The 23877-nt window shown below is 39.6% G+C and carries 21 protein-coding genes and 1 pseudogene; 10 read left to right on the top strand and 12 right to left on the bottom strand.

The genetic code is table 11. The features are described from left to right. Positions 1–22: 22 nt before the first annotated feature. The 7 genes from JWR87_RS16915 to JWR87_RS16945 form a co-directional block, all read right to left on the bottom strand. Positions 23–430 carry a four helix bundle protein gene (locus tag JWR87_RS16915; protein ID WP_297822346.1) on the bottom strand — a complete coding sequence of 136 codons (408 nt, stop codon included), beginning with the start codon at positions 428–430 and terminating at the stop codon, positions 23–25. Between the two features lie 102 nt (positions 431–532). Next, positions 533–1024, bottom strand: a complete 492-nt coding sequence (gene accB, locus JWR87_RS16920) for an acetyl-CoA carboxylase biotin carboxyl carrier protein (protein WP_297822348.1) — start codon at positions 1022–1024, stop codon at positions 533–535. A gap of 482 nt (positions 1025–1506) precedes the next feature. Beyond that, on the bottom strand, positions 1507–2040 hold the full coding sequence (locus JWR87_RS16925; protein ID WP_297822350.1) for a rod shape-determining protein MreD: 534 nt from the start codon (positions 2038–2040) through the stop codon (positions 1507–1509). Further along, positions 2037–2888: a rod shape-determining protein MreC gene (mreC, locus tag JWR87_RS16930; RefSeq protein WP_297822352.1), complete on the bottom strand. Its 852-nt coding sequence runs from the start codon at positions 2886–2888 to the stop codon at positions 2037–2039. Before mreC ends, JWR87_RS16925 begins: the two co-directional genes overlap by 4 nt. A 120-nt stretch (positions 2889–3008) precedes the next feature. Further along, on the bottom strand, positions 3009–4034 hold the full coding sequence (locus tag JWR87_RS16935) for a rod shape-determining protein (protein WP_147203954.1): 1026 nt from the start codon (positions 4032–4034) through the stop codon (positions 3009–3011). Positions 4035–4392: 358 nt separating this feature from the next. After that, positions 4393–5022 (bottom strand): DUF2306 domain-containing protein, encoded by a 630-nt coding sequence (locus JWR87_RS16940; protein ID WP_297822356.1) that lies wholly within the window; start codon positions 5020–5022, stop codon positions 4393–4395. Positions 5023–5079: 57 nt separating this feature from the next. Next, the gene (locus JWR87_RS16945) at positions 5080–5760 is read right to left on the bottom strand and encodes a hypothetical protein (RefSeq protein ID WP_297822358.1); all 681 of its coding nucleotides are present in this window, start codon (positions 5758–5760) and stop codon (positions 5080–5082) included. Between the two features lie 246 nt (positions 5761–6006). On the opposite strand from JWR87_RS16945, the gene JWR87_RS16950 reads away from it, so the two are divergent. Together JWR87_RS16950 and JWR87_RS16955 are read left to right on the top strand one after the other, a co-directional pair. Continuing rightward, positions 6007–8004, top strand: coding sequence for a tetratricopeptide repeat protein (locus JWR87_RS16950; RefSeq protein ID WP_297822360.1), 1998 nt, complete (start codon positions 6007–6009; stop codon positions 8002–8004). A 44-nt stretch (positions 8005–8048) separates the two neighbouring features. Continuing rightward, positions 8049–8687, top strand: coding sequence for a response regulator transcription factor (locus JWR87_RS16955; RefSeq protein WP_297822362.1), 639 nt, complete (start codon positions 8049–8051; stop codon positions 8685–8687). Between the two features lie 19 nt (positions 8688–8706). On the opposite strand, the gene purD is transcribed toward JWR87_RS16955, so the two are convergent. Continuing rightward, on the bottom strand, positions 8707–9990 hold the full coding sequence (gene purD, locus JWR87_RS16960) for a phosphoribosylamine--glycine ligase (RefSeq protein ID WP_297822364.1): 1284 nt from the start codon (positions 9988–9990) through the stop codon (positions 8707–8709). Between the two features lie 340 nt (positions 9991–10330). Between purD and JWR87_RS16965 the strand changes: the two genes are divergently transcribed. The 5 genes and pseudogenes from JWR87_RS16965 to JWR87_RS16980 all read left to right on the top strand — a co-directional run bounded on the left by JWR87_RS16965 (position 10331) and on the right by JWR87_RS16980 (position 14986). Next, entirely contained in the window at positions 10331–12106 is a 1776-nt protein-coding gene (locus JWR87_RS16965; protein ID WP_297822366.1) for a peptide MFS transporter, read from the top strand. Positions 12107–12330: 224 nt separating this feature from the next. Then, on the top strand, positions 12331–12558 hold the full coding sequence (locus JWR87_RS16970) for a hypothetical protein (protein WP_297822368.1): 228 nt from the start codon (positions 12331–12333) through the stop codon (positions 12556–12558). A 64-nt stretch (positions 12559–12622) separates the two neighbouring features. Then, complete coding sequence (locus JWR87_RS16975; RefSeq protein ID WP_297822371.1) at positions 12623–14116, top strand: peptide MFS transporter; 1494 nt, start codon at positions 12623–12625, stop codon at positions 14114–14116. 302 nt (positions 14117–14418) lie between these two features. Further along, positions 14419–14637, top strand: a complete 219-nt coding sequence (locus tag JWR87_RS20305; protein WP_366090891.1) for a zinc-ribbon domain-containing protein — start codon at positions 14419–14421, stop codon at positions 14635–14637. Continuing rightward, positions 14598–14986, top strand: a pseudogene (locus tag JWR87_RS16980) (putative zinc-binding metallopeptidase). The gene JWR87_RS20305 and the pseudogene JWR87_RS16980 overlap by 40 nt, the downstream one beginning before the upstream one ends. 12 nt (positions 14987–14998) lie before the next feature. Here JWR87_RS16980 and JWR87_RS16985 read toward each other — a convergent pair. Together JWR87_RS16985 and JWR87_RS16990 are read right to left on the bottom strand one after the other, a co-directional pair. Next, complete coding sequence (locus tag JWR87_RS16985) at positions 14999–15454, bottom strand: methylglyoxal synthase (protein WP_297822375.1); 456 nt, start codon at positions 15452–15454, stop codon at positions 14999–15001. Positions 15455–15755: 301 nt separating this feature from the next. Next, positions 15756–16031, bottom strand: coding sequence for a hypothetical protein (locus tag JWR87_RS16990; protein ID WP_297822377.1), 276 nt, complete (start codon positions 16029–16031; stop codon positions 15756–15758). Positions 16032–16325: 294 nt separating this feature from the next. Here JWR87_RS16990 and JWR87_RS16995 point away from each other — a divergent pair, with 294 nt between their 5' ends. Continuing rightward, on the top strand, positions 16326–17084 hold the full coding sequence (locus JWR87_RS16995) for an SDR family NAD(P)-dependent oxidoreductase (protein WP_297822380.1): 759 nt from the start codon (positions 16326–16328) through the stop codon (positions 17082–17084). On the opposite strand, the gene JWR87_RS17000 is transcribed toward JWR87_RS16995, so the two are convergent. After that, positions 17065–18015 (bottom strand): DUF5996 family protein, encoded by a 951-nt coding sequence (locus tag JWR87_RS17000; RefSeq protein ID WP_297822382.1) that lies wholly within the window; start codon positions 18013–18015, stop codon positions 17065–17067. The two genes, JWR87_RS16995 and JWR87_RS17000, sit on opposite strands and share 20 nt — an antisense overlap. Before the next feature lie 243 nt (positions 18016–18258). On the opposite strand from JWR87_RS17000, the gene JWR87_RS17005 reads away from it, so the two are divergent. Then, a complete protein-coding gene (locus JWR87_RS17005) occupies positions 18259–18606 on the top strand; it encodes a hypothetical protein (protein WP_297822384.1) in 348 nt (115 codons plus the stop codon). Between the two features lie 171 nt (positions 18607–18777). Here the strand turns inward: JWR87_RS17005 and thrA are convergent, their stop codons facing one another. Beyond that, positions 18778–21219, bottom strand: coding sequence for a bifunctional aspartate kinase/homoserine dehydrogenase I (gene thrA, locus JWR87_RS17010; RefSeq protein WP_297822387.1), 2442 nt, complete (start codon positions 21217–21219; stop codon positions 18778–18780). A gap of 455 nt (positions 21220–21674) precedes the next feature. Here thrA and JWR87_RS17015 point away from each other — a divergent pair, with 455 nt between their 5' ends. Continuing rightward, entirely contained in the window at positions 21675–23837 is a 2163-nt protein-coding gene (locus tag JWR87_RS17015) for an SLATT domain-containing protein (protein ID WP_297822389.1), read from the top strand. Positions 23838–23877: the final 40 nt, after the last annotated feature.

Here is a 23877-nt window from a genome sequence, read left to right on the forward strand (position 1 = left end):
GAGTGACTCAAACAAGCAAATTTTAAAAAATGGAAAAACTCAGAAAATAGCTAAAAGGGCTTTTCCCTTTAGATGCTGCTAATATTTTTCCTAAAACTTTATTTATATCTTCTAACTTATTTTGTAACAATATAGAGTCAGGATAACCTTTGGAATACTGACAACGCCAGAGCCAATATTGTGATTCCTCTGCTTCTTTAGCAGCAATTTTCATCTTGTAAATGAAGTCAGCTTTGCTCTCTGCGTTTTGAGCTTCCGTTGCATTTGCACCTATTGAAGTTCCACACTTTAATAATTGCCTTGCAACAGTATATCCGTTTGCACTTTCCAGCCCCTTACAATATTCAATAACCATAAGAGCAAAGTCGACCAACAATTTTAAAATAGGATTATTATCAAATAATTCCTTCTTTGTGTTGCAAGCAAGCAAGTAAGTGAAAAGTCAATTGTAAATGAAGTGTAGCATGGCTACCAACTCATTTTCTGCCTGAAGCATTTTCACAGAGCTGTTGACTCATTTTTCACATTGCAACTATGGTTCTACAAGGAACAACGGCTGATCGTATTCTACCGGACTTGCATCTTCTACCAGCACTTTTACAATGGTTCCTTTTATTTCACTTTCAATTTCATTGAAAAGTTTCATTGCCTCAATTATGCAAACTGTTTTACCTACAGACACCTCGTCACCGATGTTTACGAAAGCAGGTTTATCGGGGCCGGCGCTTCTATAAAAAGTGCCTATCATAGGGCTTTTAATAGTTACCAGGTTATCTGTTTGTTTGGGAGAAGTACCTTCTGAGCTGGCTGAAGGAGTATTACCGCCTGCCGCCTGCATGGGCGCGGATAATTGTGCAGGAGGAGGCATTGGCTGGTAATTTTGAACAGGTGCCGAACTATATATAGGCACAGGTTCTTCCTTCTGCTTTATTGTTATTTTGAAATCACCTTCTTCGATACTTAATTCACCTATAGTACTTCTATTAACTATCTTAATTAATTCCTGTATTTGTTTAAAGTCCATACAATCGATGTGTTGGTTTTGAGATTGTAAAAGTAAGTTTTTGAGAAACGGGAGGCAAAATAGCCATTTTTAAAATAATACAACTGAAAAGAAAAAGTTTTCTATTTTAAGTACTAATAACCATTGGCACAATACAAGGTAAAAATATTAAATATAAAAAGGCTGCGTTCGTGTATTTTGATACAAAATTTTAGGCAACGCAGGAAAGGAGCGGTTGTTTCTCTTTTTATACCTCTAAAATTTTGTCGTTTACTTATGTTGTTTATTTACCGGTCTCCTCAGAAGATATATCTACCGGTTTGATTTGGACACCTGCAAAGATGAATATTGATTTGAAAAAGAGGTTGTTAATTAGAAGCTGAACAATCGGGAAGGGAATTGTTGAACAGAGGTTTGCTGTTAAAGTGCTTGCGACGCAAGAATGAGGCTATGAAAAACAAAGGCCGGTATTAAAACAACTGGTAGTTATCAACCTGCAGGTTTTAAGCAGTATTTGTTCTGAATTTTTGTTTTCGAAAGAAGAGCATCTCTGTAACAAATATGAGTAGCAGACTTACTCCTGTAGTGGCGGTGACTTTTCCCAGGAAATACAGGAAGTTTCCAAACTGTAGCCACTCGATTAAAACAAGATAAAAGTGATGAATGAACGTGAACACAAGCACGTATAAGCTATACGGAGCAAAGCCCATGCTTTTTATAGAAGGCTCAGCATAATTTAATTCTGCACCTTCCTGCGAAATTAAAATGTTGATGAGAAAAGGCCGTAAGTACGCAATAAGCACGCAAGGTGCTGCATGCAAACCAGGTGTTGTTAAGAAGTAATCGAGGGTAATTCCCAGTAGGAATGAAACAAATAACAAACCAAAGCGCGAGATTGTAAAAGGCAACCAGAGTATAAATAAAAAGTACAGGTATGGCGTGATGAATTGGTGCAACGGAGGTATCTGGCTAAGTACATAAACCTGCATTAGTATAAACAGAATAAACCGGATAATATTTTTTACTAGAAGGCTCATTGATTTTTTACCGGTGCAGCCTCCAGCCTGCGTTGTTCATCCCATTGCACATTCTCCACCAGGTTTACATATTCCAAACTATAAAAATTGGTGGCTGTTTTTAGGCGGATAATAAAAAAATTACTAGCAGGATCCTTGGCGATTTCATCGACAGTCCCTATTAAAAGATCAGAGGGGAAGTTGGCTGAATAACTGCTTGTTACTACAGAATCGCCTTTTGCAACAGGAGTACTTTTCGGTATATTTCTCAAAGTGATAAAATGAGGGTCTTTTCCATCCCACTCTACTGAGCCTATCATCTTTGTGTTTTTAAGCATGGCACTAACCTTACTGTTTCGGTGCAGCAAGCTCATTACACGGCTATAATTTTCGCTCATGTCTATCACTATACCAACAATGCCTTTAGAACTAACGACAGCCATATCTTTTTTAACTCCCTGGTTTGAGCCCCGGTGTAGTGTTACATAATTCATCTGTCCGGCAACAGTATTATTAATAACCTTTGCAGGAAGCCAAATGTACTTTCGTTGATGCCCAAGTGTATCTCTTATTAAACTATCTAGCACCACAAGCTGGCTGCTGTCGGGGTTTTCGAAGTTTATTTTAAGTAGGTTCTTTAACCGGGTATTTTCCTCAAGCAGCAGCCTGTTATTTTCTTTTAGATGAAAGTAGTTTTGAATTTTATTATACTGCAGGTTGATACTACCTGTCACTTCATTTGCAATACCGGCATAGGCCGCTTGGTGTGTGTCATTAAAATTGACCAGTAGAACAAGCGATAATATCTGCAGCACTACAAAGAAGAGGAAGTTGAAGTACCTTCTAATGAAGACGAAAATATTTTTCATAAAAGCCCTCCCAGCCTCTCCACCCCCTTGCGGAAAATGAAAGAAAAATACGTGCTATAGAAAAATGAATATTTCAGGGTAATGTGGTTTAAGCCCTTCTTAGGGAGGATTGAGGAAGGCCTATCTCATTATAAATGGGAAACGCTGATAATTCTTTAAAGCTATGCCTGTACCCCTAACCACACTCTTAAGCGGATCATCGGCAACATGGACAGGTAATTTAATTTTCTGACTCAACCTTTTATCAAGTCCACGCAATAGTGCTCCACCTCCTGTAAGGTATAAACCTCTTCTATAAATGTCTGCTGCTAACTCAGGCGGAGTTGTTTCAAGTGCTTTTAGAATGGCCTCTTCAATTTTAAAAATGCTTTTATCTAAAGCTTCGGCTACTTCCTGGTAGCTAACCATAATTTGCTTTGGAATACCTGTAACCAGGTCACGACCATTTACAGGAATGTCATCTGGAGGAGTTTCAAGATCTTTCATTGCCGCACCTATCTGTATCTTGATTTGCTCGGCCGTACGCTCACCTATCAGCAAGCTATGATAGCGACGTAAAGCTTCCATAATATCAGCAGTAAATTCATCACCTGCTATACGAATACTTTGGTCGCAAACAATACCAGCCAGGGCAATTACCGTAATACCAGTTGTACCACCACCAATATCAATAATCATGTTTCCTACAGGTTCTTCAACGTCTATGCCTATACCTAGTGCTGCAGCCATCGGCTCATGCAACAAATACACTTCTTTAGCACCTGCCTGTTCTGCACTGTCGCGCACCGCACGCTTTTCCACTTCTGTTATGCTGCTTGGTATACATATCATCATTCTCCAACTTGGTGGAAAAAGAGGCTTTTTAGGATAGATCATTTTGATCATTTCCCTTATCATGAGCTCCGCGGCGTTAAAGTCTGCAATTACGCCATCTTTCAAAGGGCGAATGGTACGAATGCTTTCATGGGTTTTTTCGTGCATCATCAAAGCACGTTTACCTACGGCAAGAACGGTTTTTAGGTTGTTGCGATCCAGTGCCACAATCGATGGTTCATTCACTACCACTTCTTCATTATGGATGATCAGAGTATTGGCCGTACCCAAATCCATCGCTATCTCTTGCGTAAACCAGTTGAACAGTCCCATTTATGTTTGAGTTCCTTGTATGTGAGTAATGCGTGCAAAGTTGTATGAAATAATCCGAATTAACAAAGTGGAAATACCCGGCAACGAAACTGTCTGAATAATGAAGAAGACAGTAAAAAATTATGGGATGTGTTTGTTAATCAGGCTCAAATCATCTTTGGACTTACGTTGCGTCGCACACCTGTACCGGAGTTATTTAATGAGCGGGGTTTAGTGCATATTGCATCATTTGTTGGCTACCTTTTACTTTATTTAGCAGCTAATGTCAGGTAAATTTATCGGGGACTTAAATAAGAAGGCACTTAAAATCCGGGGCAATTGCGGAGGCTGGTGTATCGGAGTAACAGAGGATCTTATATTATAAATTTGTTCTCAAAAGCACATTAGATTGCCGCATATTTCGCGCTTGTAAAATGATTTCAGTAAACAATAAGGGGACCGACCAACATGCCCAGGCCATTATCTGCGACATGTCTTCATAAGGCAGATGCAGATAGCTGGTAAGGGTTACTGCAAATATTCTGAAAGTGGTAAAACCACAAGTAACGACATAACTTCTTATCATCCATTCACGGTGTTGAGGTAGGTTGCCGTTCTTAATTGCTGACAAAGCCATACCTGAGGTGAGTAGCCATGCAACAGAAAGGCCGATGAGACCGGTTCCGAAAATGATCCTGTTCTGCGTAATTATAGCATTGCTAACAGCAAGTACCATAGCTGATACAGCCCCCATAAGAACAGACAATAAGTAGATTTTTCCTGTCGTCCGGTGGAACTTCAGATACTGTTTTCGAATGGATGGAAAAAACTGGACCGGACCGGCAAGTAGAGCAATAATGCCAAAAACGATATGTGTTAAAAGCAAGGGACCAAAAGGTTTTAGCCAGGCTTTGTAGTTAAAATACCTTAACGGAAAGTTATATATGAAATAAACATTTACGAGAATAATAACGGACCATGTAAACGGGTAAATATATTTTCTGGTCATCGTGTTAAAAATGAAACTTATTAATTTTACTTACTTATATAAGGCAACAACGTTTGGCTAATATTGTATCCATCCTTCAAATGAATAACCTGCATCATTAGGGTTTTGTGGATTGAAAAAACCTGTAAAATCCATTTCACCTGTAGCATTCGCAAACGCTCCTCTACCACCTGCTACCGCTAACTTTCCTGCAAAGTTTAACCGCGTGGCAGAAACAGGAGTTACTATTGAAGGGCTTGTAGGAGATGTAAATATTGCGTCTCCACTTGCATTAAAAACAACAGCATTTATTACTTTCCCGGAAGCATCTTTAGCAGGAACCTGAAGCCATGAATTTGCAGTAGTCATCCCGGCAAAATCATTAACTTGTACCAACGGTAAAGGACCGCCGGGGACAGGAAGAGTTGTAACGATCGAGACGGACGCGTCCAGGGAACCTAATGGTATAGGCTGCGGAACAGTTGCATCAGAGGTATAAGCTAATTGATTGAAATAGGTTGTAATGTTTCCCATATCAGTAGCAGTACCAGTACCGCCACCAGGTACATAAGCAAAACTGGTATAGTTCGTTCCGTTCGCATTGACGACGGCGGGGGGTGTTGGTGCAAACCTATACCAGGTATTACTTGTCATTGTAAAACGCTTCTTTTCCTTTTCATCTTCCTTTTTACAGTAGACAAGAGTTGTTGATATAAACAATAAAGCAATCGGAACGATGTGAATAGATGATTTTTTCATAAAACAGTATTTTCTGAATGCCCTCGTAACTTTTTTCTATCCGGAATACCTGATTAACGTAAGTTTTCTCTGTTGTTAATTGTGCCAGTACCATTGAGATATTTCTGTATAAATGACTAACGTAAAGTTTATTAACATCAAAAAAGAAAGCAATACAGTATTAACGGGAATTTACACTTAAACAAATACCCGTATTCGGGTAGAAGAAAATTATAAAATTTTATTATTTTACTAATTTGTGAAGCGATGCGCATCCACTTAAAATACATCATTATATCCGCTTTTCTGCTTTCAGCTGCAGGTGCCTGGGGCCAGAAATCCGACATCGACAGTTTACAAAACCTGCTGAATAAAAGCCACGATACTGGTCGTGTAAGTATTACTTTTCAAATAGGGCGGTCATATTGGTTTCGTCGGAATATACCCGTTGCGACTACTTACCTATTAGAAGCCATAAAACTTTCAGATCAATGGAAGTATTATCCCTACCAAATCAATGCTATAAATCTGCTTGCTAATGCAAAGCTTAAGTTGCAGCAATACGACTCTGCTTTTTATTATCTGCAGCTTGCAATTAGGAAAGGAAAGCAAAGAAAAGACACAGTTTTTTTACCCGTCCTGTACGAAACCTATCACAACGCATATTATGAATTAGGAGATTATAAAACCTCGCTACAATATGCGCTAATGGCAGCCGAGGGTTATGAGGTAAGCGAGGATCCGGCAATTAAAAATCAAGCGAAATTCGCTTTTATTGCTGCCGGGCGCATTTTTCGTGAGTTGGGACAATACGATAAGGCGATATACTATTTTGAAAAAGCGTATGATAAAGCAAAACAATCTTCTAAGATTTTAAGTGTTATAAATGCCTTGTTGAATATCGCCACTGTGTACACTTTAGAAAATAAGCTTGAAGAATCTAAAAAGATTTATGATACTGTTATTGTACTTGACAAAGATTATCTCAACCACGAGAACTCGATGTACGCCCACGAAGGACTTGGTCAGATAGAAATACAACAGAAAAATTATAATGAAGCCATAAAGCACTTCAAAAAAGCTTTGAAATATGCAGAGGAAAAATCACTTATCAATCACCGCAACAACCTTTTGACCGGATTAGGGAAAGCATTGTTTTTACGCCGTGATTATGCAGAAGCTGAAAGTATTCTTACACAATCTTTAGGTTTATCTAATGCAGCTAATGACTTAAAAAATATTCAAGCTAGTTATGCTGTTCTTAGCCAGTTAAAAAAGGAACAGGGAAACTATGACCAAGCGCTGCGATACTTTGAACTTTCGCAACAATACAAGGACAGTTTAATTAATACTGAAAGATTTCGCATTACAAATAACCTTGAAACTCTTTACAGAACACAATACAAGGAGAACCAGATTTTGCAACTACAGTCGGAGAATGCAAACGACAAAGTAGTTCTATTGAGAAGGAAGCAAATGTTATTTATAGCAGGAGGGGTATTAATGCTAATAAGCTTTACGTTCATTTTGTATTACCGCAACAACTTACATAAACAGTTAGTGGTAAGAAAGGAACAACAGATACAAAGTGAAAAAATCAACTCATTGGAGAAGGAAAGCAAGGTAATAGCAATGCAAAGCCTGGTAGAGGGCCAGGAGGCAGAACGGTCAAGAGTTGCAAGAGATATACACGATTCGCTGGGCAGCCTGTTATCAATTGTTAAGTTAAGACTGAGTGTTTTAAAAAAGGATCATCCTCAGTTGGCGCAAAACGACATGTTTGTAAGCACACTTGAAATACTGGATGAAACTTTACCAGAACTTAGACGTATCACTCATAACCTCGCACCGGAGGTTTTAACCAAAATCGGCCTTAAAGAAGCTATACTTGAATTTTGCAGCAAAATTAAAACTGCTAACAGCTTACACGTCACGGTGCAACTTTATGGTTTGGAAGAAAGGTTAAAGCCAACCATAGAATCAAGCCTATTCAGAATTGTACAGGAATTGTTACAAAATGTATTAAAACACTCGGGTGCGTCGGAAGTAATTTTACAAATAAATGTAAGGGAAGAACACTTAACCCTTACTATCGAAGACAACGGCCAAGGCTTCGATGTTAATGAACTCAAAAACCGGCAGAGCCTTGGTTTGGCTGCCATTGAAAACAGGGCAATATCTCTCAACGGCTTTTTCTATATAGACTCTCAAAAAAACGTCGGCACTACTGCCACTGTCGAAATTCCGCTTCCTGTTGCTTCTTAACCATACCTAACTTATCTTAAAGCTGTTATTAAAAGACGATATGTATGATTAATATCTTCTTGGTAGATGACCATCCTATTTTACTTGAAGGTATCAAAAGCATGCTGAATGGAATTTCTCATCTCAATATTACCGGTACCGCAAGGGATGCTAAAGAAACATTAGAAAAGTTGAATGATGGCGTAGCGGCTGACCTGATTTTACTTGACCTTAATCTACCAGGGGACGGTGGCATAGAGCTATGTAAACAATTACGCAAACTGGTCCCTTCTGTGAAACTTGCTTTTCTTACATCCAGTAATGATGGTTTTATTGTTTTAAAAGCGATTCAATCTGGTGCAAACGGGTATATTTTAAAAAGTGTTGAAATGGATGAAGTGGTTTATGCTATAAACAGAATAATGGCCGGACAATCTTTTATCAGCAAAGAAGCGAACCTTGCAATGATTTCAGCACTTCAAACGCTTCCGCCAACAGCAAAAGAAAAAGTAGCGTTGACAAGAAGAGAGAAAGAAATACTTCAACTTATTTTAGATGGTCTCACCAGCCAGGAAATGGCAGACAAACTCTTTCTTAGCACCCATACTATCGATAGCCACCGGAAGAACATGCTCCAGAAGTTCGGGGCGCACAATACGCACGCTCTAATTAAAATAGTTTCTAAAATGAAATTGTTAGAATAAGAAATAATTCATACCCTTTCTAAAACTCGAACCCTATATCCTTCCTGTAATAAATGCCTTCGAAATCGATATCTTCTAATGCCTTCCTTGATTTCTCTACAGCGCTTTTTATATCATGCCCAAAAGCAGTGACAGCTAATACCCGTCCTCCGTTTGTTACTACTAAATCATCTATATTTTTTGTTCCTGCATGAAAGACTAATACATCTTTATCTTCGGGTTGCATATCCGGCAGACCTTTCATTTCAATACCCTTTTTATATTCTCCCGGGTAACCTCCACTTACTGCCACTATAGTTGCTACAGACCTTTCATCAAATTCAATCTCCAGGTTGTTCAGTTGATTTATTTTAACGGCAACTAGCAATTCGAGTAAATCATTTTTTAACCTCGGCATTATCACCTCTGTTTCCGGGTCGCCTAGGCGGCAATTGTATTCAATAACATGCGGCTCACCATCTTTATTCATTAAACCGATAAAAATAAATCCATGGTATTCGAGTTTCTCGTCACTTAACCCTTGCACCGTTGGCTTTATGATTCTTTCTTCTACCTTTTGCATGAATGCTTCGTGGGCAAAAGGCACAGGACTTACACAACCCATTCCGCCAGTATTTAATCCTGTATCTCCCTCCCCTATCCTTTTATAATCTTTCGCATGCCCAATAACCTTGTATTGTTGGCCGTCGGTTAGCACAAATACACTCAATTCAATCCCTTGCAAGAATTCTTCGATCACAACTTTCGAAGAAGCTTCACCAAACTGCTTTTTTATGATCATTTGTTCAAATGCATCTAAGGCCTCGTGATGTGTTTCACAAATAATTACCCCCTTGCCTGCAGCCAATCCATCAGCTTTTAAAACAACCGGCAGCGAATGGTTTGAAATGTACTTTTTACCGCTCTCATAGGTGGTCTCATCAAATTCGGCATAGGCTGCCGTGGGAATATTATGGCGCTGCATAAACTTCTTCGAAAAAGCCTTGCTTCCTTCAAGTTGTGCGGCGCCGGCAGAAGGGCCAATAACAGTTATAAGCTTAAGGTCATCGTGATTTTTAAAAAAATCGTATATGCCCTTTACCAATGGCTCTTCGGGTCCAACAATTACCATTTCAATAAACTCAGTCACACAAAGACTCCTGATTGCTTCAAAATCTGTAATTGACAGCGATACATTTTCTCCATACTGAGAAGTTCCTGCATTTCCTGGTGCCACTAGTAACCGGCTACATAATTTGCTTTGCCTTAATTTCCATGCTAAAGCATGTTCTCGTCCTCCTGAACCCAACACAAGTATATTCATAACAAATAGCTTAATAAGCAGATAAAATATGCAGCGAAAGTAAAAACTATTTATAAATCAATTGCTACTGGTATAATTGTTACTAAACAAGTAATTGGAATTATCCCTATTTTGAGAACTTTATTAAAAAAGAACATAGCTGAATATTAAAGCTAAAATGTAGATGCAGAAACATCTTATGCATAGGTTGAATAAAGCCAAATAATATAACTATAAGTACAAGTGAGTGACACAACAAAAGATGCTATGAAAACGATACGATCGCTGCAAAAAAATTAAGGGATAAATATTACATAAAGCACCAATCAAAAAACAACAACCTCGAACAAAACAAGCAAGTATGAATAGTAACGCCACTACAGAAGCAACTATAAAAAGCGGTCATCCAAAAGGATTGGGAGTTCTTTTTACAACTGAAATGTGGGAACGCTTCAATTTCTATGGAATGAGGGCATTGCTTACCTTATTTCTTGCGAAAGCACTGCTTCTGGGAGAAGAACAAGCCTCGATAATATATGGAGGGTTTTTAGGTTTGTCGTACCTGACGCCAATGTTAGGCGGTTATATCGCTGATAAATACCTGGGCAATCGTAACTGTATTCTTCTTGGTGGATTAACAATGGCCACAGGGCAGTTTTTGTTGTTTGGAAGTGCCTCTATATTTGGTTCGAACCTTGACCTTGCCAAAACAATTATGTGGCTGGCTTTATTGGTGATCATTTTCGGCAATGGTTTTTTTAAGCCAAACATCTCTTCGATGGTTGGGCAACTATATCCCGAAAATGAGAAAAGCAAACTTGATTCTGCATTTACCATATTTTATATGGGTATAAATGTGGGTGCTTTGCTTGGTCAAACGATCTGCCCCTTACTGGGTGATGTAGAGACTACTACTGTTGTAAACGGAGTTGAGAAAACAGTACGAGATCTTACAGCTTTTAAATGGGGTTTTTTTGCAGCAGGGGTTGCAATGCTGATCGGTACAATTACTTTCTACATTTTAAAGAATAAATATGTAGTTACACCGCAGGGCGAGGCTATTGGAGGAAAACCGCGTGCCCATTTAAGGCAGGATGATGGTTTGGTGCAGGCGAAGTTTACTTCAAGGTCTGTAGCAATTCTGGTTGGTTTATTAATAGTGTTCTATTTTATATTTCAATATTTATCGTGGAATTCTGTTTCTATGCCTATGACTGGTTCTGGCATTGGCGGCTACTTTTCAGCGCTGTTAACCTCGCCGATAAAAACGTATATATACCCTTTTATTTATGCTTCGGGCTGCAGCCTGGCAATTTTTATACTTACGGATAAATCGCTGACGAAAGTAGAAACGCAGAGGATCTACGTACTATATATCGTAGCCTTCTTTGTCATCTTTTTTTGGGCGGCATTCGAACAGGCAGGTTCTTCGCTCACCTTCATTGCCGACAATCAAACTGATACGCGAATACTTGGCTGGAGAATGCCACCAAGCATGGTACAAAACTTCAATGGCTTCTTTGTAATCATTTTTGCACTTCCGTTCAGTGCACTATGGCTGTGGTTGCAGAAGAGAAATATGGAGCCTATCTCTACCGCTAAACAGGCCATCGGTCTCGCATTGATTGCGCTCGGTTACCTGATCATTGCCTTGCAGGTAAAAGACCTGGGAACACAAGGTAAAATAGGGGTCGTCTGGTTAATCTTATTGTACCTGCTTCATACCTGGGGTGAGCTTTGTTTATCTCCTATCGGATTATCACTTGTAGCCAAATTAGCCCCAAAAAGATTTGCATCGTTATTAATGGGCGTTTGGTTTTTAGGCAATGCGGCGGGTTATGCCCTTACAGGAACCCTCGGCGCACTGCTACCACCAACAGGCGATAAATATGCAGCCGCAGCAGAAAAAGGAATTAACCTGCAAGCCATCCTTGATAAAACCGGGCAAGCCACTGCAGAACAGATGGCCTTTCTTTCAGATAAAAAAATACCGACAACTTATCCCACATTTGCCGGATTTACTATCCACAATCTTTTTGAGTTTTTTATGGTTTTCGTAATTCTTTGTGGCGTTGCGTCAGTAGTGTTATACGCAATAACACCCATATTAAAACGAATGATGAATGGGGTTAGGTAAGCGTCAAAAAATATAACAAGCTGTTCAATATTGAGCAGCTTTTTTAATTGCATGCACAGTGGTAAATTTGATTACCATAAGTTTTTATGTCAGACGTAGCTTTTTTAGAAACCGTGAAATTAATGCCGCCTGATTACCAGCAGGAAGTGAAGAATTTTTATTGAGTTTGTATGGGAAAAGAAATTACAAAGAGAGCCAGTAACATCAACTAAAAGAAGTTTTATTTGGTTTGGGAAATCGCTATCAAACAACAATTAAAGAAACTTAAACCAGAATATTCTCTTGCTGAAACTGCTTCTTACGGCCTCGAAAACCACCTACTAATTCTACCTGTTTCACTTCCCTATATCACTCAATATTCATTACTGCCTCTAATTGATAAAGATCCTTTTGATAGAATGATTGTTGCTACTGCGTTTTACGAGCGAATTACTTTAATATCAAAAAAATAAGCGGCTTAGTGCTTACCACATTTCCGTTACCTGGTAATAATTTCAGCTTCCATTAAAAAACACTATGGATTTAACCGAACCTAAGACACCGGCAGTTCAGGCAAGTAGCGGACATCCTACACAACTGTACATCCTGTTTTTTGCAGAAATGTGGGAACGTTTTTCATTTTATGGGATGAAAGCTTTGCTGCTTGCCTATATGGTAACTCAACTAAAGTTTGATGAACCTAAAGGCTATGCGATACTCGGCTCATATGCTGCTTTGGTGTATACTATGCCAATGTTTGGTGGCATGATGGCTGATCGGTTTTTGGGCAATAGAAAAGCTGTGTTGTTTGGGGGAATACTAATGAGTATCGGACACCTTGTGTTAGCGATCCCGCAAGGTTGGAGCTTCTTTTATGGAATGGCTTTCATTATTTGCGGCAATGGTTTTTTTAAACCCAATATTTCCAGCCTGGTTGGAACTTTATATGCTGATAACGACCCTAAAAAAGACAGCGGTTTCTCGTTGTTTTATATGGGCATAAACATTGGTGCAGCTTTAGGAGGATTGCTATGCGGCTATGTTGGACAAAGAATTAACTGGCATTATGGGTTTGGGCTTGCGGGTATTTTTATGATTGTAGGCCTCATCGTTTTTTCAATTGGCAGTAAATCCTTAGGGGGCCGTGGTCTTCCGCCAAACCCCATTGCTTTAAAGAAACCTTTGTTTGCCGGCATCACTACCGAGGTTGCTATTTATCTTGCTACCCTTTGCCTCGTACCAGTTGTAGTAATATTGTTTAACCAGTACGAAATAATGGACGTTATCATGTTTGGCTTAGGCGCGGTAGCCATTGTTTACATCTTGTTTATTGCATTTCGCCTTGAAAAGACAGAACGACACAAATTGTTTTCCGCACTTATCCTCGTTATTTTTTCAACATTGTTTTGGGCTTTTTACGAACAGAATTCTGGTTCGTTAAACTTGTTCGCCATGAGAAATGTAGACATGCGTGTAGCAGGTGCTAACTTGCCGGCGCTATCAGTAAATAACTTTCTGCCCCCCGCCTGGGTTATTTTACTAAGCTTCTTTTTTGCCTGGTTATGGCCGGCGCTTAATAAAAAAAGAAGAGAACCTTCTACCCCCTTAAAATTTGCTTTTTCGTTTATTTTAATGGGTATCGGCTTTTATGTTTTTTATGCAGCCTGCGCTTTAAATTCAGATACAGGGTTAATCCCTTTATTTTCTTTTGCCGCCGGGTATTTTTTTATTATTTCCGGCGAGTTGTGCATCTCACCCATTGGCCTTTCAATGATTACAAAATTATCTCCTAAAAAGATGGTAGCGCTAATGATGGGGATTTGGTTTTTCGCAAGCGCAACCGGAGAGTTTCTTGCCGGAAAAATAGGATCGTTGATGAGCGTTCCGGAAGACGTAGTAAATAACCCTGTTCTTTCTCTTCCATACTATGCTACTATTTTAAACAAGATCGGCATGTACTCCATTGGGATTGGCGTTCTACTTATTTGTTTTGTTCCACTAATCAGGAAGTGGATGAGCGACGTTAAATAATTATGTGACTAACAGGCGTAACAAAGATGAAGCATTGTTGCGACGCATTTCGTTCATCTTTTGATTTTTTAATTCAGCAACTGCGTCAGCTTTTTACCTTCCTCAGATGTGGTAGAACCTTGAGCATTTTGCTGAATAAAGAGAAAAAAGCAGAAGCGTGCGACGCAACGAAAGCTGAAAGCTTGTAGAAAAGCCGGACACCAAAAAGAAACTCTACTGCTTCCAAGCCCACGCTTGTTAAATAAAGTTCAACACCGCCCGATGTTTTGATGGCAGTAAAAGTTTTCTAATTTCTAATTTAAATGAGACTTTTTAGTTGTACTAATTGTAGCCAGCTACTCTATTTCGAAAACAGCCACTGTGAACAATGCGGGCTGTCGTTAGGATTTATCTCTGAGGAATTGACATTAATGACGATTATAAAAGAAGGAGACGATACCTACCGACTACACGGGAGAGATGACAAGACCCTTTACCGTTATTGCAAAAACCACCAAAGAACCGGAATGCACATTTTATAAGCGCTTATGCAAGCACTCACCCCTGTGAAGACTGGGCAGAAACATGGGCTCACTACCTACATTTAATAGATACCTTGCTTATTCATTTGGCCTAAGCGTGCACCCTCACGTTGCCCCAACGGCAGCCTACCTAAATACCGATATTAAAGTTGACCCCTACAACCTGGCCAGCTGCGACAGTATCATAACCCAATGGCTTCCTCTTACCTTTGCCTTAAATAGTGTAAACAGAAGTACGGGGCTTCATGATCTGTACCCTTTTGTTATTCCCACGGCAGTTATAAACAAGCTGAAGTTTATACATAAAGCATGTACAAACGCTAAAAACACGATAGTTGACAGTCGTTAACTTTAATTTTTTTTATACAACCTTCCGATTTAAATACCCGGAATAGTCGGGCGCAACGGTCGAGATATTTTTATTCATTAATACAGAAGTCAAAACGAAATCAGCAGTTAATCGGTTACATGCAATAATGATGTTCCATGCAACAGCAACGCGCAGCAGGGCTTTTACATCACTATCGTGTGGCTGTGCTTCCATCGGGTCCCAAAAAAATATTATCATGTCCAGTTTACCTTCTGCAATCATAGCGCCTAACTGCTGGTCGCCACCTAATGGGCCGCTTAGTAATTTGAAGACCGGGATTTCGAGGGCTTCTTCCAATAATCTACCCGTAGTACCTGTGGCTAACAACTGATGATGACCCAGTACTCTTTTATTATATTTTGCCCAATCAAGTAAATCTGCCTTTTTATTGTCGTGGGCAACAAGGGCTATTCGCTTTACTATGTTCATACTTCTTAAAGTGTTCATAAATGTTATTTGAGTTAGAAATAATAAAAATGCCTGCTATTTTCAAGGCAGGCATTTTATTTTTATTTATCCGTTCAAATTCAAAACTTCACCAAAAACTCATTCGTTTCAACCTAAAGCATACTTGTTTTTACTGTTCGCTTTATTTTGAACAGCCTTATTAATGCTTTTACCTTAAAAGACAATTCTGTTAATGAATTATAATATTCTAAGCTATAGTTTCCTGCATATGTTGTGTACATAAATTTTTTTTTAATAGTTATATAAATCCTTACTCAATAATTGGCTAATCCTGTAGCCGTCAGACTATCCTGACGGATTTTCCAGATTCAATTATTGGTTTTACAAATTGGAGATGGCTGGCCGATACAAATACTAATTCTATGTCGGAGTCATTAATAATTAATTCTGCCTTATCTACGATTTCAGCCTGGGGATGGCTTTTTATACTTGAAGATTTTCCGCTTAAGTAGATTTTTTTCCAAAAAAAACTTTCAACCTTATTTACTTCCGTTGTCCTAAAAAACTCCTCCGACATATTACAACCGATGATGCCGGCACTTATAGTCTTTACCATACTTTTCTTTTTATTGGTTAACAATAATCAACTTCTCACATATGGCAAACACGAGATTTTCTTAATTCAAATGGTAGCTTTTTAGTTTTTAATTTTTTTTTGTTTAAACGTTCAAACGAGGCGAAGGTAAGCCTTGTTCTTAAAACTACATTAAAGTGCGTGTTAAGTAATTGTAACCATATTGAAACAACCTATAGAACTGAAATTATCAGGGTAAGATGAATCTATGTTATGTACAAGCCAAGCAATTGGTTTTCAATTTTTCATTTGCCTCCTCGTTATTACCTTCGTGCCATGCATAAAATTGTACTAATAACAGGGGTAACTTCGGGATTTGGAAAAGCTATCGCTGAAAAATTTGCATCGGGTAGTTGGAACTGTATTATTACAGGTCGTCGTGCTGATAAGCTTCATGCTATTGCTGATGAGTTGAGAGAAAAATTTTCGGTACGTGTACTAAGCCTTGTTTTTGATGTACGGCACAACGACGAGGTAAAGCAAAACCTGGGCAACCTACCAGATGAATGGAAGGACATAGATGTATTAGTTAACAATGCCGGCCTTGCTCTTGGCCGTGATACATTTGACAAAGGAAGTATTCACGATTGGGACACGATGATTGATACAAATGTAAAAGGGTTATTGTATGTAACTAAGGCCGTTGTACCATACATGATCGCAAAAAATGCGGGACATATTATCAACATTGGTTCTGTAGCGGGTAAGGAGGTATATGAAAGTGGCAATGTGTATTGCGCAAGTAAATATGCTGTAGATGCTATCAGCAAGTCTTTACGTATCGATCTTCTTTCTCACAAAATTAAAGTTACAGCACTACACCCCGGTGCTGCTGATACTGAGTTTTCTTTAGTTCGTTATAAAGGTGATGCCGATAAAGCAAAGCAGACCTATGAAGGTTTTACCCCTTTATATGCCCAGGATATCGCAGATATTGCCTGGTATTGTGTGTCACTTCCTTCACACGTCTGTATCAATGACCTTGTAGTTACCTGCACCGCACAGGCAAATGCAATTAATTTTTATAAGGAGTAATAGGACTCTGGTACCAAGACAGGTCGCACTCTAGCGATTGCCGATCCCAACCAGCTGTATTTGCTGCGGCTTCATAAGTGCTCTGCAGAAATTGTAATAGTTTTTTTTCGGGATCTGCTGATCGCCTCACAGCTTCATACGGTAATACAAATTCAGCCAGTTGCTCATTAAAGTAACCCTCACCTGGCATTATCTCTTGTTTACTGAAGTCTGCATTAGAGGGATAACAGTAGGCATAAAAAATGGCTTCCGAAACCTGTTCATTCCCAGGCCAGAAACCGCAGGAACTTAACTCATGCGAGTAAGCTTCCTGCATTACTCTTACTGGCACATTAGGAGCACCACCGGGGTGCGCAGGCGCAGGTTTACCGGAGAAACGAGTTACTGCAAGATCGAAGCTTCCCCAGAAGAAATGTACAGGACTACACTTGCCGGTGAAGCCGGCGCGAAACGTGGTAAAGACATTATGAATGTTAACAAGGACTCGCCAAAAATTGTTTACCTGGTCAGGATTGTATGAACAATGTACTTCATCCTTCTCAAAAGGTATGGCCGGATCTACTTCATTTGGCTTTGCATGAATGGTAGTTTCAATGCCTGCTGCTTCGAGGCTTTGCATTACTTCTTTATAAAAACTTGCTACAGTTCTTGCATATAGCTTTATAATTATATTCTCCTCTTTACCACTTTGTATAATAAGTTGATGATTGACAAAATCAAAATCAATCTGGAACAAACCATTACTGTATGGGATGCTGCCGGTAGTAAGCCCGGCGGGAGAAACATATAAGGTTACATGCCAGGAGTGATTGAGCCAGGGTAAATTACGAAGCCTGATTTTACCAACAATTTGTGTCCATAATTGTACGGTATAGAGTGTCTCCTTCCACTCGTTAAATTCTAACCGAGGCCATTGTTTTTTCCTAAGCATACATTCAATTTACAATCATTTTAATAATTGCAAAAAGGAATTAATAAGTTTGATTGATGCAACGGCTGAAGCCGCTGATAAGAACGATTTACCTGTGAGAGTAAGACACGACATCCCGTAGTGAATAACAAAACAGATGCCTTTTTTATATTAACAACGACTCACATTCATTCTTTTTGTGTGAAAATAATAGCATTTTTGAAAAGGTAAGGCCGTGTTATAAAATCACCCATAAACATTAAAATGAAAAAACTTACAGCTATAATATTATTGATTTTACCTGCGTTTGGATTTAGTCAAATGATTAATGACAGCACTTATAAAGCAACGTCAGGGCAGGTATTTACAAAAGGGCAACAAATAAAGATTGGATTAGGATCAAGGGATGATGGTTCCTTTAAATACATTGAACATGTAAACGCAAAAGGTGAAAAAGTGAGCTCAGACTTTGCAGCACAACCGGTAAAGCTTTGGAGTGTAAGAAAGCTAAAAAGCAAAGACACCGATGTTGTTTATGGTTTTTTTACAAATAACAAGAAAGTATATAGCATTAAACTAGATGCGGCCGTGTTAGCGAAAGAGCTGCAATAAGGTAGCTAAAAACAGCGTTTTTGCAAATGAACCAGGTGCTGAAATAATTATTAAAAGTACAAGTGAGTGACACAACAATGTTGAGCCCGGCTCTGCTTCTTGTAAAACAAAAAAAAATCCCTGTTTACGATAGACAGGGATTTTTTTGAATGAGTGTAAATCCGGCGCTATTTATCTTCCGGCTCGTATAATATCCGCAAAGACACCAGAGGCTGTTACCTCGGCCCCGGCACCCGCACCTTTTACAACCAATGGCTGTTCAACGTAGCGATTGGTATAAAACAGCACAACGTTGTCTTTCCCGTACAGGTGATATAAATCGTGCTGCGGCGGGATCTGTTGTAAACCAACAGAGGCCTTACCATTGTTATACGACGCTACAAACTTTAACTTGTTACCGGCATTGTTGGCCTCTTGGTACAAGCCGGCAAAATGTGTTTCGTGTTTTTTCATTTCGGCATAAAAATCTGCCACACTTCCCTGCATGCAGGAGGGCGGCATAAAAGATTTGTTGGTTATATCTTCCATTTCTAATTGTTCCCCTGCCTCCCTGGCCAAAATCATAATCTTGCGCATTACATCTGTACCACTTAAATCCAGCCGGGGATCAGGTTCGGTGTATCCCTCGTCTTGCGCGTCCTGAACTACTTCTGCAAAAGTTTTCGAACCATCGTAATTATTAAATACATAATTCAGCGTACCGCTTAAAACCGCTTCAATACGGTTTATCTGATCGCCGCTTCTTAACAGGTCGTTTAAGGTTCCGATTACGGGTAGGCCTGCACCAACGTTTGTCTCAAAGAAAAATTGCGCATTGTACTCCTTGGCCAGATCCTTCAATTTTCTATAGTATTCATACGGGGCGGAACAAGCAATTTTATTGCAGGCAACAATAGATACGCTGCGTTGTAAAAGAGTATCGTAAGAATGAGCAATTTCGTCATTAGCAGTTACGTCTGCAAAGACGGAGTTTCGAAGGTTTTTCGAGTGGATGGTTTCAATGAATTCCCTGATATTCATTTGCACGCCTTGTTGCAGCTGTTCTTTCCAGTTCAACAGGTCAACCCCTTCATCAATAAACACCATTTTCTTGCTGTTTGCTATACCAACTACTTTTATCTGCATCCTCAGGTGCTCCTGCAAATAGGCCTGCTGTTGATATATTTGGGCAAGCAGTTTGCTTCCAACATTTCCGACTCCTGTTACAAATAAGTGAAGTTGTTTGTAGCTGGTTTCAAAGAATTCTTCGTGTAAAACGTTAATCGCCTTTTTTACATCGTTTCTCGAAATAACCGTTGAAATATTTCTTTCTGAAGATCCTTGTGCGATAGCGCGTACATTAACTCCATTACGACCTAATGCGCCAAACATTTTACCGCTGATACCAGTGTGATTTTTCATATTGTCACCGACCAAAGCAATAATTGACAATCCCGTTTCTATAGACAGTGGCTCAACTTTTCCGGTTTCAATTTCATGTGAAAAAGTGCTGTCGATAGCCTGTTTGGCCCGAGACGAATTTTGCTGATCGATGCCTACACAAATAGAATGTTCAGACGATCCCTGGGTGATGAGAATAACATTAATCTTTTCCTGTGCAAGTGCCTCAAATAATCTTTTTGAGAAACCCGGTATACCTACCATACCGCTTCCTTCGAGACTTAGCAACACGATTTCGTTTACGCTTGAAATGCCCCTTATGTTTTTGCCATTGCTGCTACGGTTGCTTTCAATAAGCGTTCCTTCATCAGCAGGAGCAAATGTGTTTTTTATGCAAACCGGGATTTCCTTTTTCATCACAGGCTGAATGGTAGGAGGATAAATAACCTTGGCTCCAAAGTGAGACAACTCCATCGCTTCCTGGTAAGAAATACGAGGAATAGCTTTAGCAGTCGGAACAAGCCTGGGATCAGCAGTCATCATGCCCGATACATCTGTCCATATCTCAAGCATTTTTGCGTCTACAGCAGCAGCAATAATAGCAGATGTATAATCAGAGCCCCCTCTGCCTAATGTGGTAGTTTTACGATTTTCGTCAAAAGCGATAAAGCCCGGAAGTACAGTTACAATATGATTGCTCTCTTTAAAATAAGCAGCAATCAATTCGTTCGAAGCTGAAAAATTTACCGTTGCATTTGTGTGATTATTATTGGTTCTTATCAGTTCCCTCGCATCTTTCCATTCAACATCCAGGTTTAACGATGCAAGCCTTGCCACAATAATGTGCGATGACAGCAACTCTCCATAACTCACAATTCTATCTTTGGTTGCGGCAGATAATTCCTTCAATAAAAATATTCCGTTACAAATATCCTCCAGTTCGTTGCACTGTGTCTTTACATGACTTAGTATGCGGCTTTGCTGAATGACCGGCACAAGCGCTTTCACTGTTTCCATGTGTCTTGCTTCGGCAACGTGTAATTTATCTTTATACCCCTCGTCGCCCATCGAAGCAAGTGCTCCACATTCCAATAGCAGATCTGTCATTCCCCCCAGTGCTGATACAACAACAATTGTTTTCTCTTCTGTTGACTTTTGCTGTATTATGGTTACAACTTTTTCGATGTTTTCTGCATTTGCTACAGAACTGCCACCAAATTTCAATACTTGCATCAAGATTGTTTTTAAAATAAATAATTTGTAAGTGAAGTAAACCCAGGGGGCTTAATTACAGCTGAAGGCCCTGTGTTAATATGATAACGTACGACCCCTAAAGGGTTTGGGTAATAATAGTTATAACAGGTAAAAGACATAATGAAATACCTGGCGGTTTTGGAGAAATAATTTGAACTTCTAGGTGCATTAAAACATTCTATTTTCGGCGTAAGATAGTAAAAAACTATTTCTTGTTTTTTTTGGGCAATAGTAACACTGTTTAAGCATCGTTGTGTCACTCACTTGTACTTGCATGTCTTCATTCAACAATTCATACTCACAATCCGCTTGTTTATTGGTATAACCTTATCAGTACAACTTACCTTTTAAATCGGGCCACGCTTGCAATAACGGCGATTAATGTTTAAGTTAACCAGACGATTTAAAATGCCACTTACAAGAAAATCAATTATATGAGTACCGATGCCATTGAAGTGCAAAAAATCAAGTTTGATAATGGCAACAGCGCGCTCGTTGTTTTGCCAGGCAGTGATACAACCACTGCAGATATAGTTACCAAATTTGAAAACATCATCCCTTTCAAAAAAGTCATCCTGATTTTAGGAGGAGCAGATGAGCTGGAGGTAAGTGAGTCTAATAAGGTTGCCCAATTGTTTGGACTTGGAATAGCCAGGGCAGCAGTGGAGGCTTCTGCAGTTATCATCGATTCAGGATCAGACAAAGGTATAATAGCCATGATGGGCGAAGGTGTGGCCGCACGTGGATATAAAACATCTTTGATAGGAGTTGCTCCTAAAGGTATCGTAAAAGACGTAAATGGCACCCCGGACTGGTCGGTGCTAGAGTCGAACCACTCGCATTTCATCCTTGTTGAAGGAGAAAAGAGAGGCAGTGAAACTTCAACAATGTTTAAGGTGGCTCAAGAGCTTTCGACCCCAAAAACGCAGGAAGAGATAAATAATAAAAAACACAGTTCGGCAAAAACAAAGAGCAATAAAGTTCCTGCCATTGCAGTATTGTTAGCCGGAGGACCAATTGCCAGGAAGGAAGTGTTGCGCGCCGTTCGTCAAAATCTTCCTGTTATAATTATTAAAGGAAGTGGAGGATTTGCAGACGAAATTGTTGCGGCATATGAAAGAAAGGACCCTTTAAAAGAAGAGCCTGTAATCGCCGAAATTATTGCAGACGGCGAATTACACTTTCATGATTTGTCTATTCCGGTTAAAGGCATTGAACGACTTATTATCCGCGAACTTGGTATTGACAATGTATTGATGCAGGCGTGGGAAACTTTTGCCTTTTATGATCATAATGCCAATCTGCAACAAAAGAAGTTCAACAATATGCAGCTGAGCATTTTGTTCTTTGGAGTGTTCAGTACATTCCTCGTAATATACCAGCAAGTATTTGCTCCGCAGGATACCGGCACAGCAAGCAACCTGGTTTCTGCAGACGAATTGTGGAAGAGAGGATCGTATTTCTGGTGGGGCCTGCATTACTTCTTAATTTTTATCCCAATCTTACTTACTGTATTGGTTACTGCGGCCAACCGCTTTAAGCAAGGGTCTAAGTCGCTGCTGCTTCGGGCAGGGGCAGAGTCTATAAAACGTGAAATTTTTCGATATCGCACCAGGTCAATGTACTACAATCGAAAGCCCGAACAACAGCTTGCGCAACGCATTGAAGACATTACGAGAAGAACTATGCGAACCGAGGTCAACTCCTCATCGCTAAAGCCTTATAACAGGGACGAAAAAGACAAGACGTTGCCTTCAGAAATATTCTCCGGAGAGGGAGATGCTAAAGATGACGGTTTCAGCTATCTCGTTCCCGACCGCTACATTGATATCCGGCTAACAGACCAGGCCGAGTTCTACAGAAAAAGGTCGATAAAGCTTGAAAGGCAGCTAAACCTACTGTATTGGCTTACTTTTATTATAGGCGGCCTCGGAAGTTTTCTTGCAGCGATTGGCCTTGAAGTATGGATTGCTGTGACTACAGCATTAGTAGCTGCATTTGTAACATACCTTGGATATACGCAAACAGAGCGAACGTTAATGAAGTATAACCAGTCGTCAACCGACCTTTCAAATGTAAAAGGCTGGTGGAACGCTTTATCCGCTGAAGAACAGGCCGCGCAAAAAAATATCGATTCGCTTGTTGATCACACCGAACAGGTGCTGCAGAGCGAGCTGGATGGTTGGATACAACAAATGCAAAACGCACTGGCAGAATTAAGAGACAATCAGAAGAAATACGACAAAACAGGTAAAGAAGAGGATGCGACAAAAGAATTAGCAGAGGGCCAATTGAGCAAAAGCGCTGCCACTCCTGTCAATCCAATTGCGAAGGAAGAAGTGACACCTGCAAAAACCGAGGACCAGACAGGAAAATCGAATATTGTTCTAAACGCAGAAATTGAAGAAAACAAGCAACCCCTGGAGACAGAGATTGGAAAAACGGTCGTTTCTGCTGACGGAAGCGTGAATGAAAATGAAGAGGCCGATACCGTGGACACTATGGTTGAAGAGGCTGACACTATAAACACTGAAGTTGAAGAAGATGAAGGGTCAGAAATACAAAAAGAAAAGTCTGAAACGGTTGAACCGGTTTAGATTTATCAAAATATCTTTTTGTTTCTTTCCATTATAAAAG

Source organism: Segetibacter sp. (assembly GCF_025963695.1).
Lineage (GTDB): Bacteria > Bacteroidota > Bacteroidia > Chitinophagales > Chitinophagaceae > Segetibacter.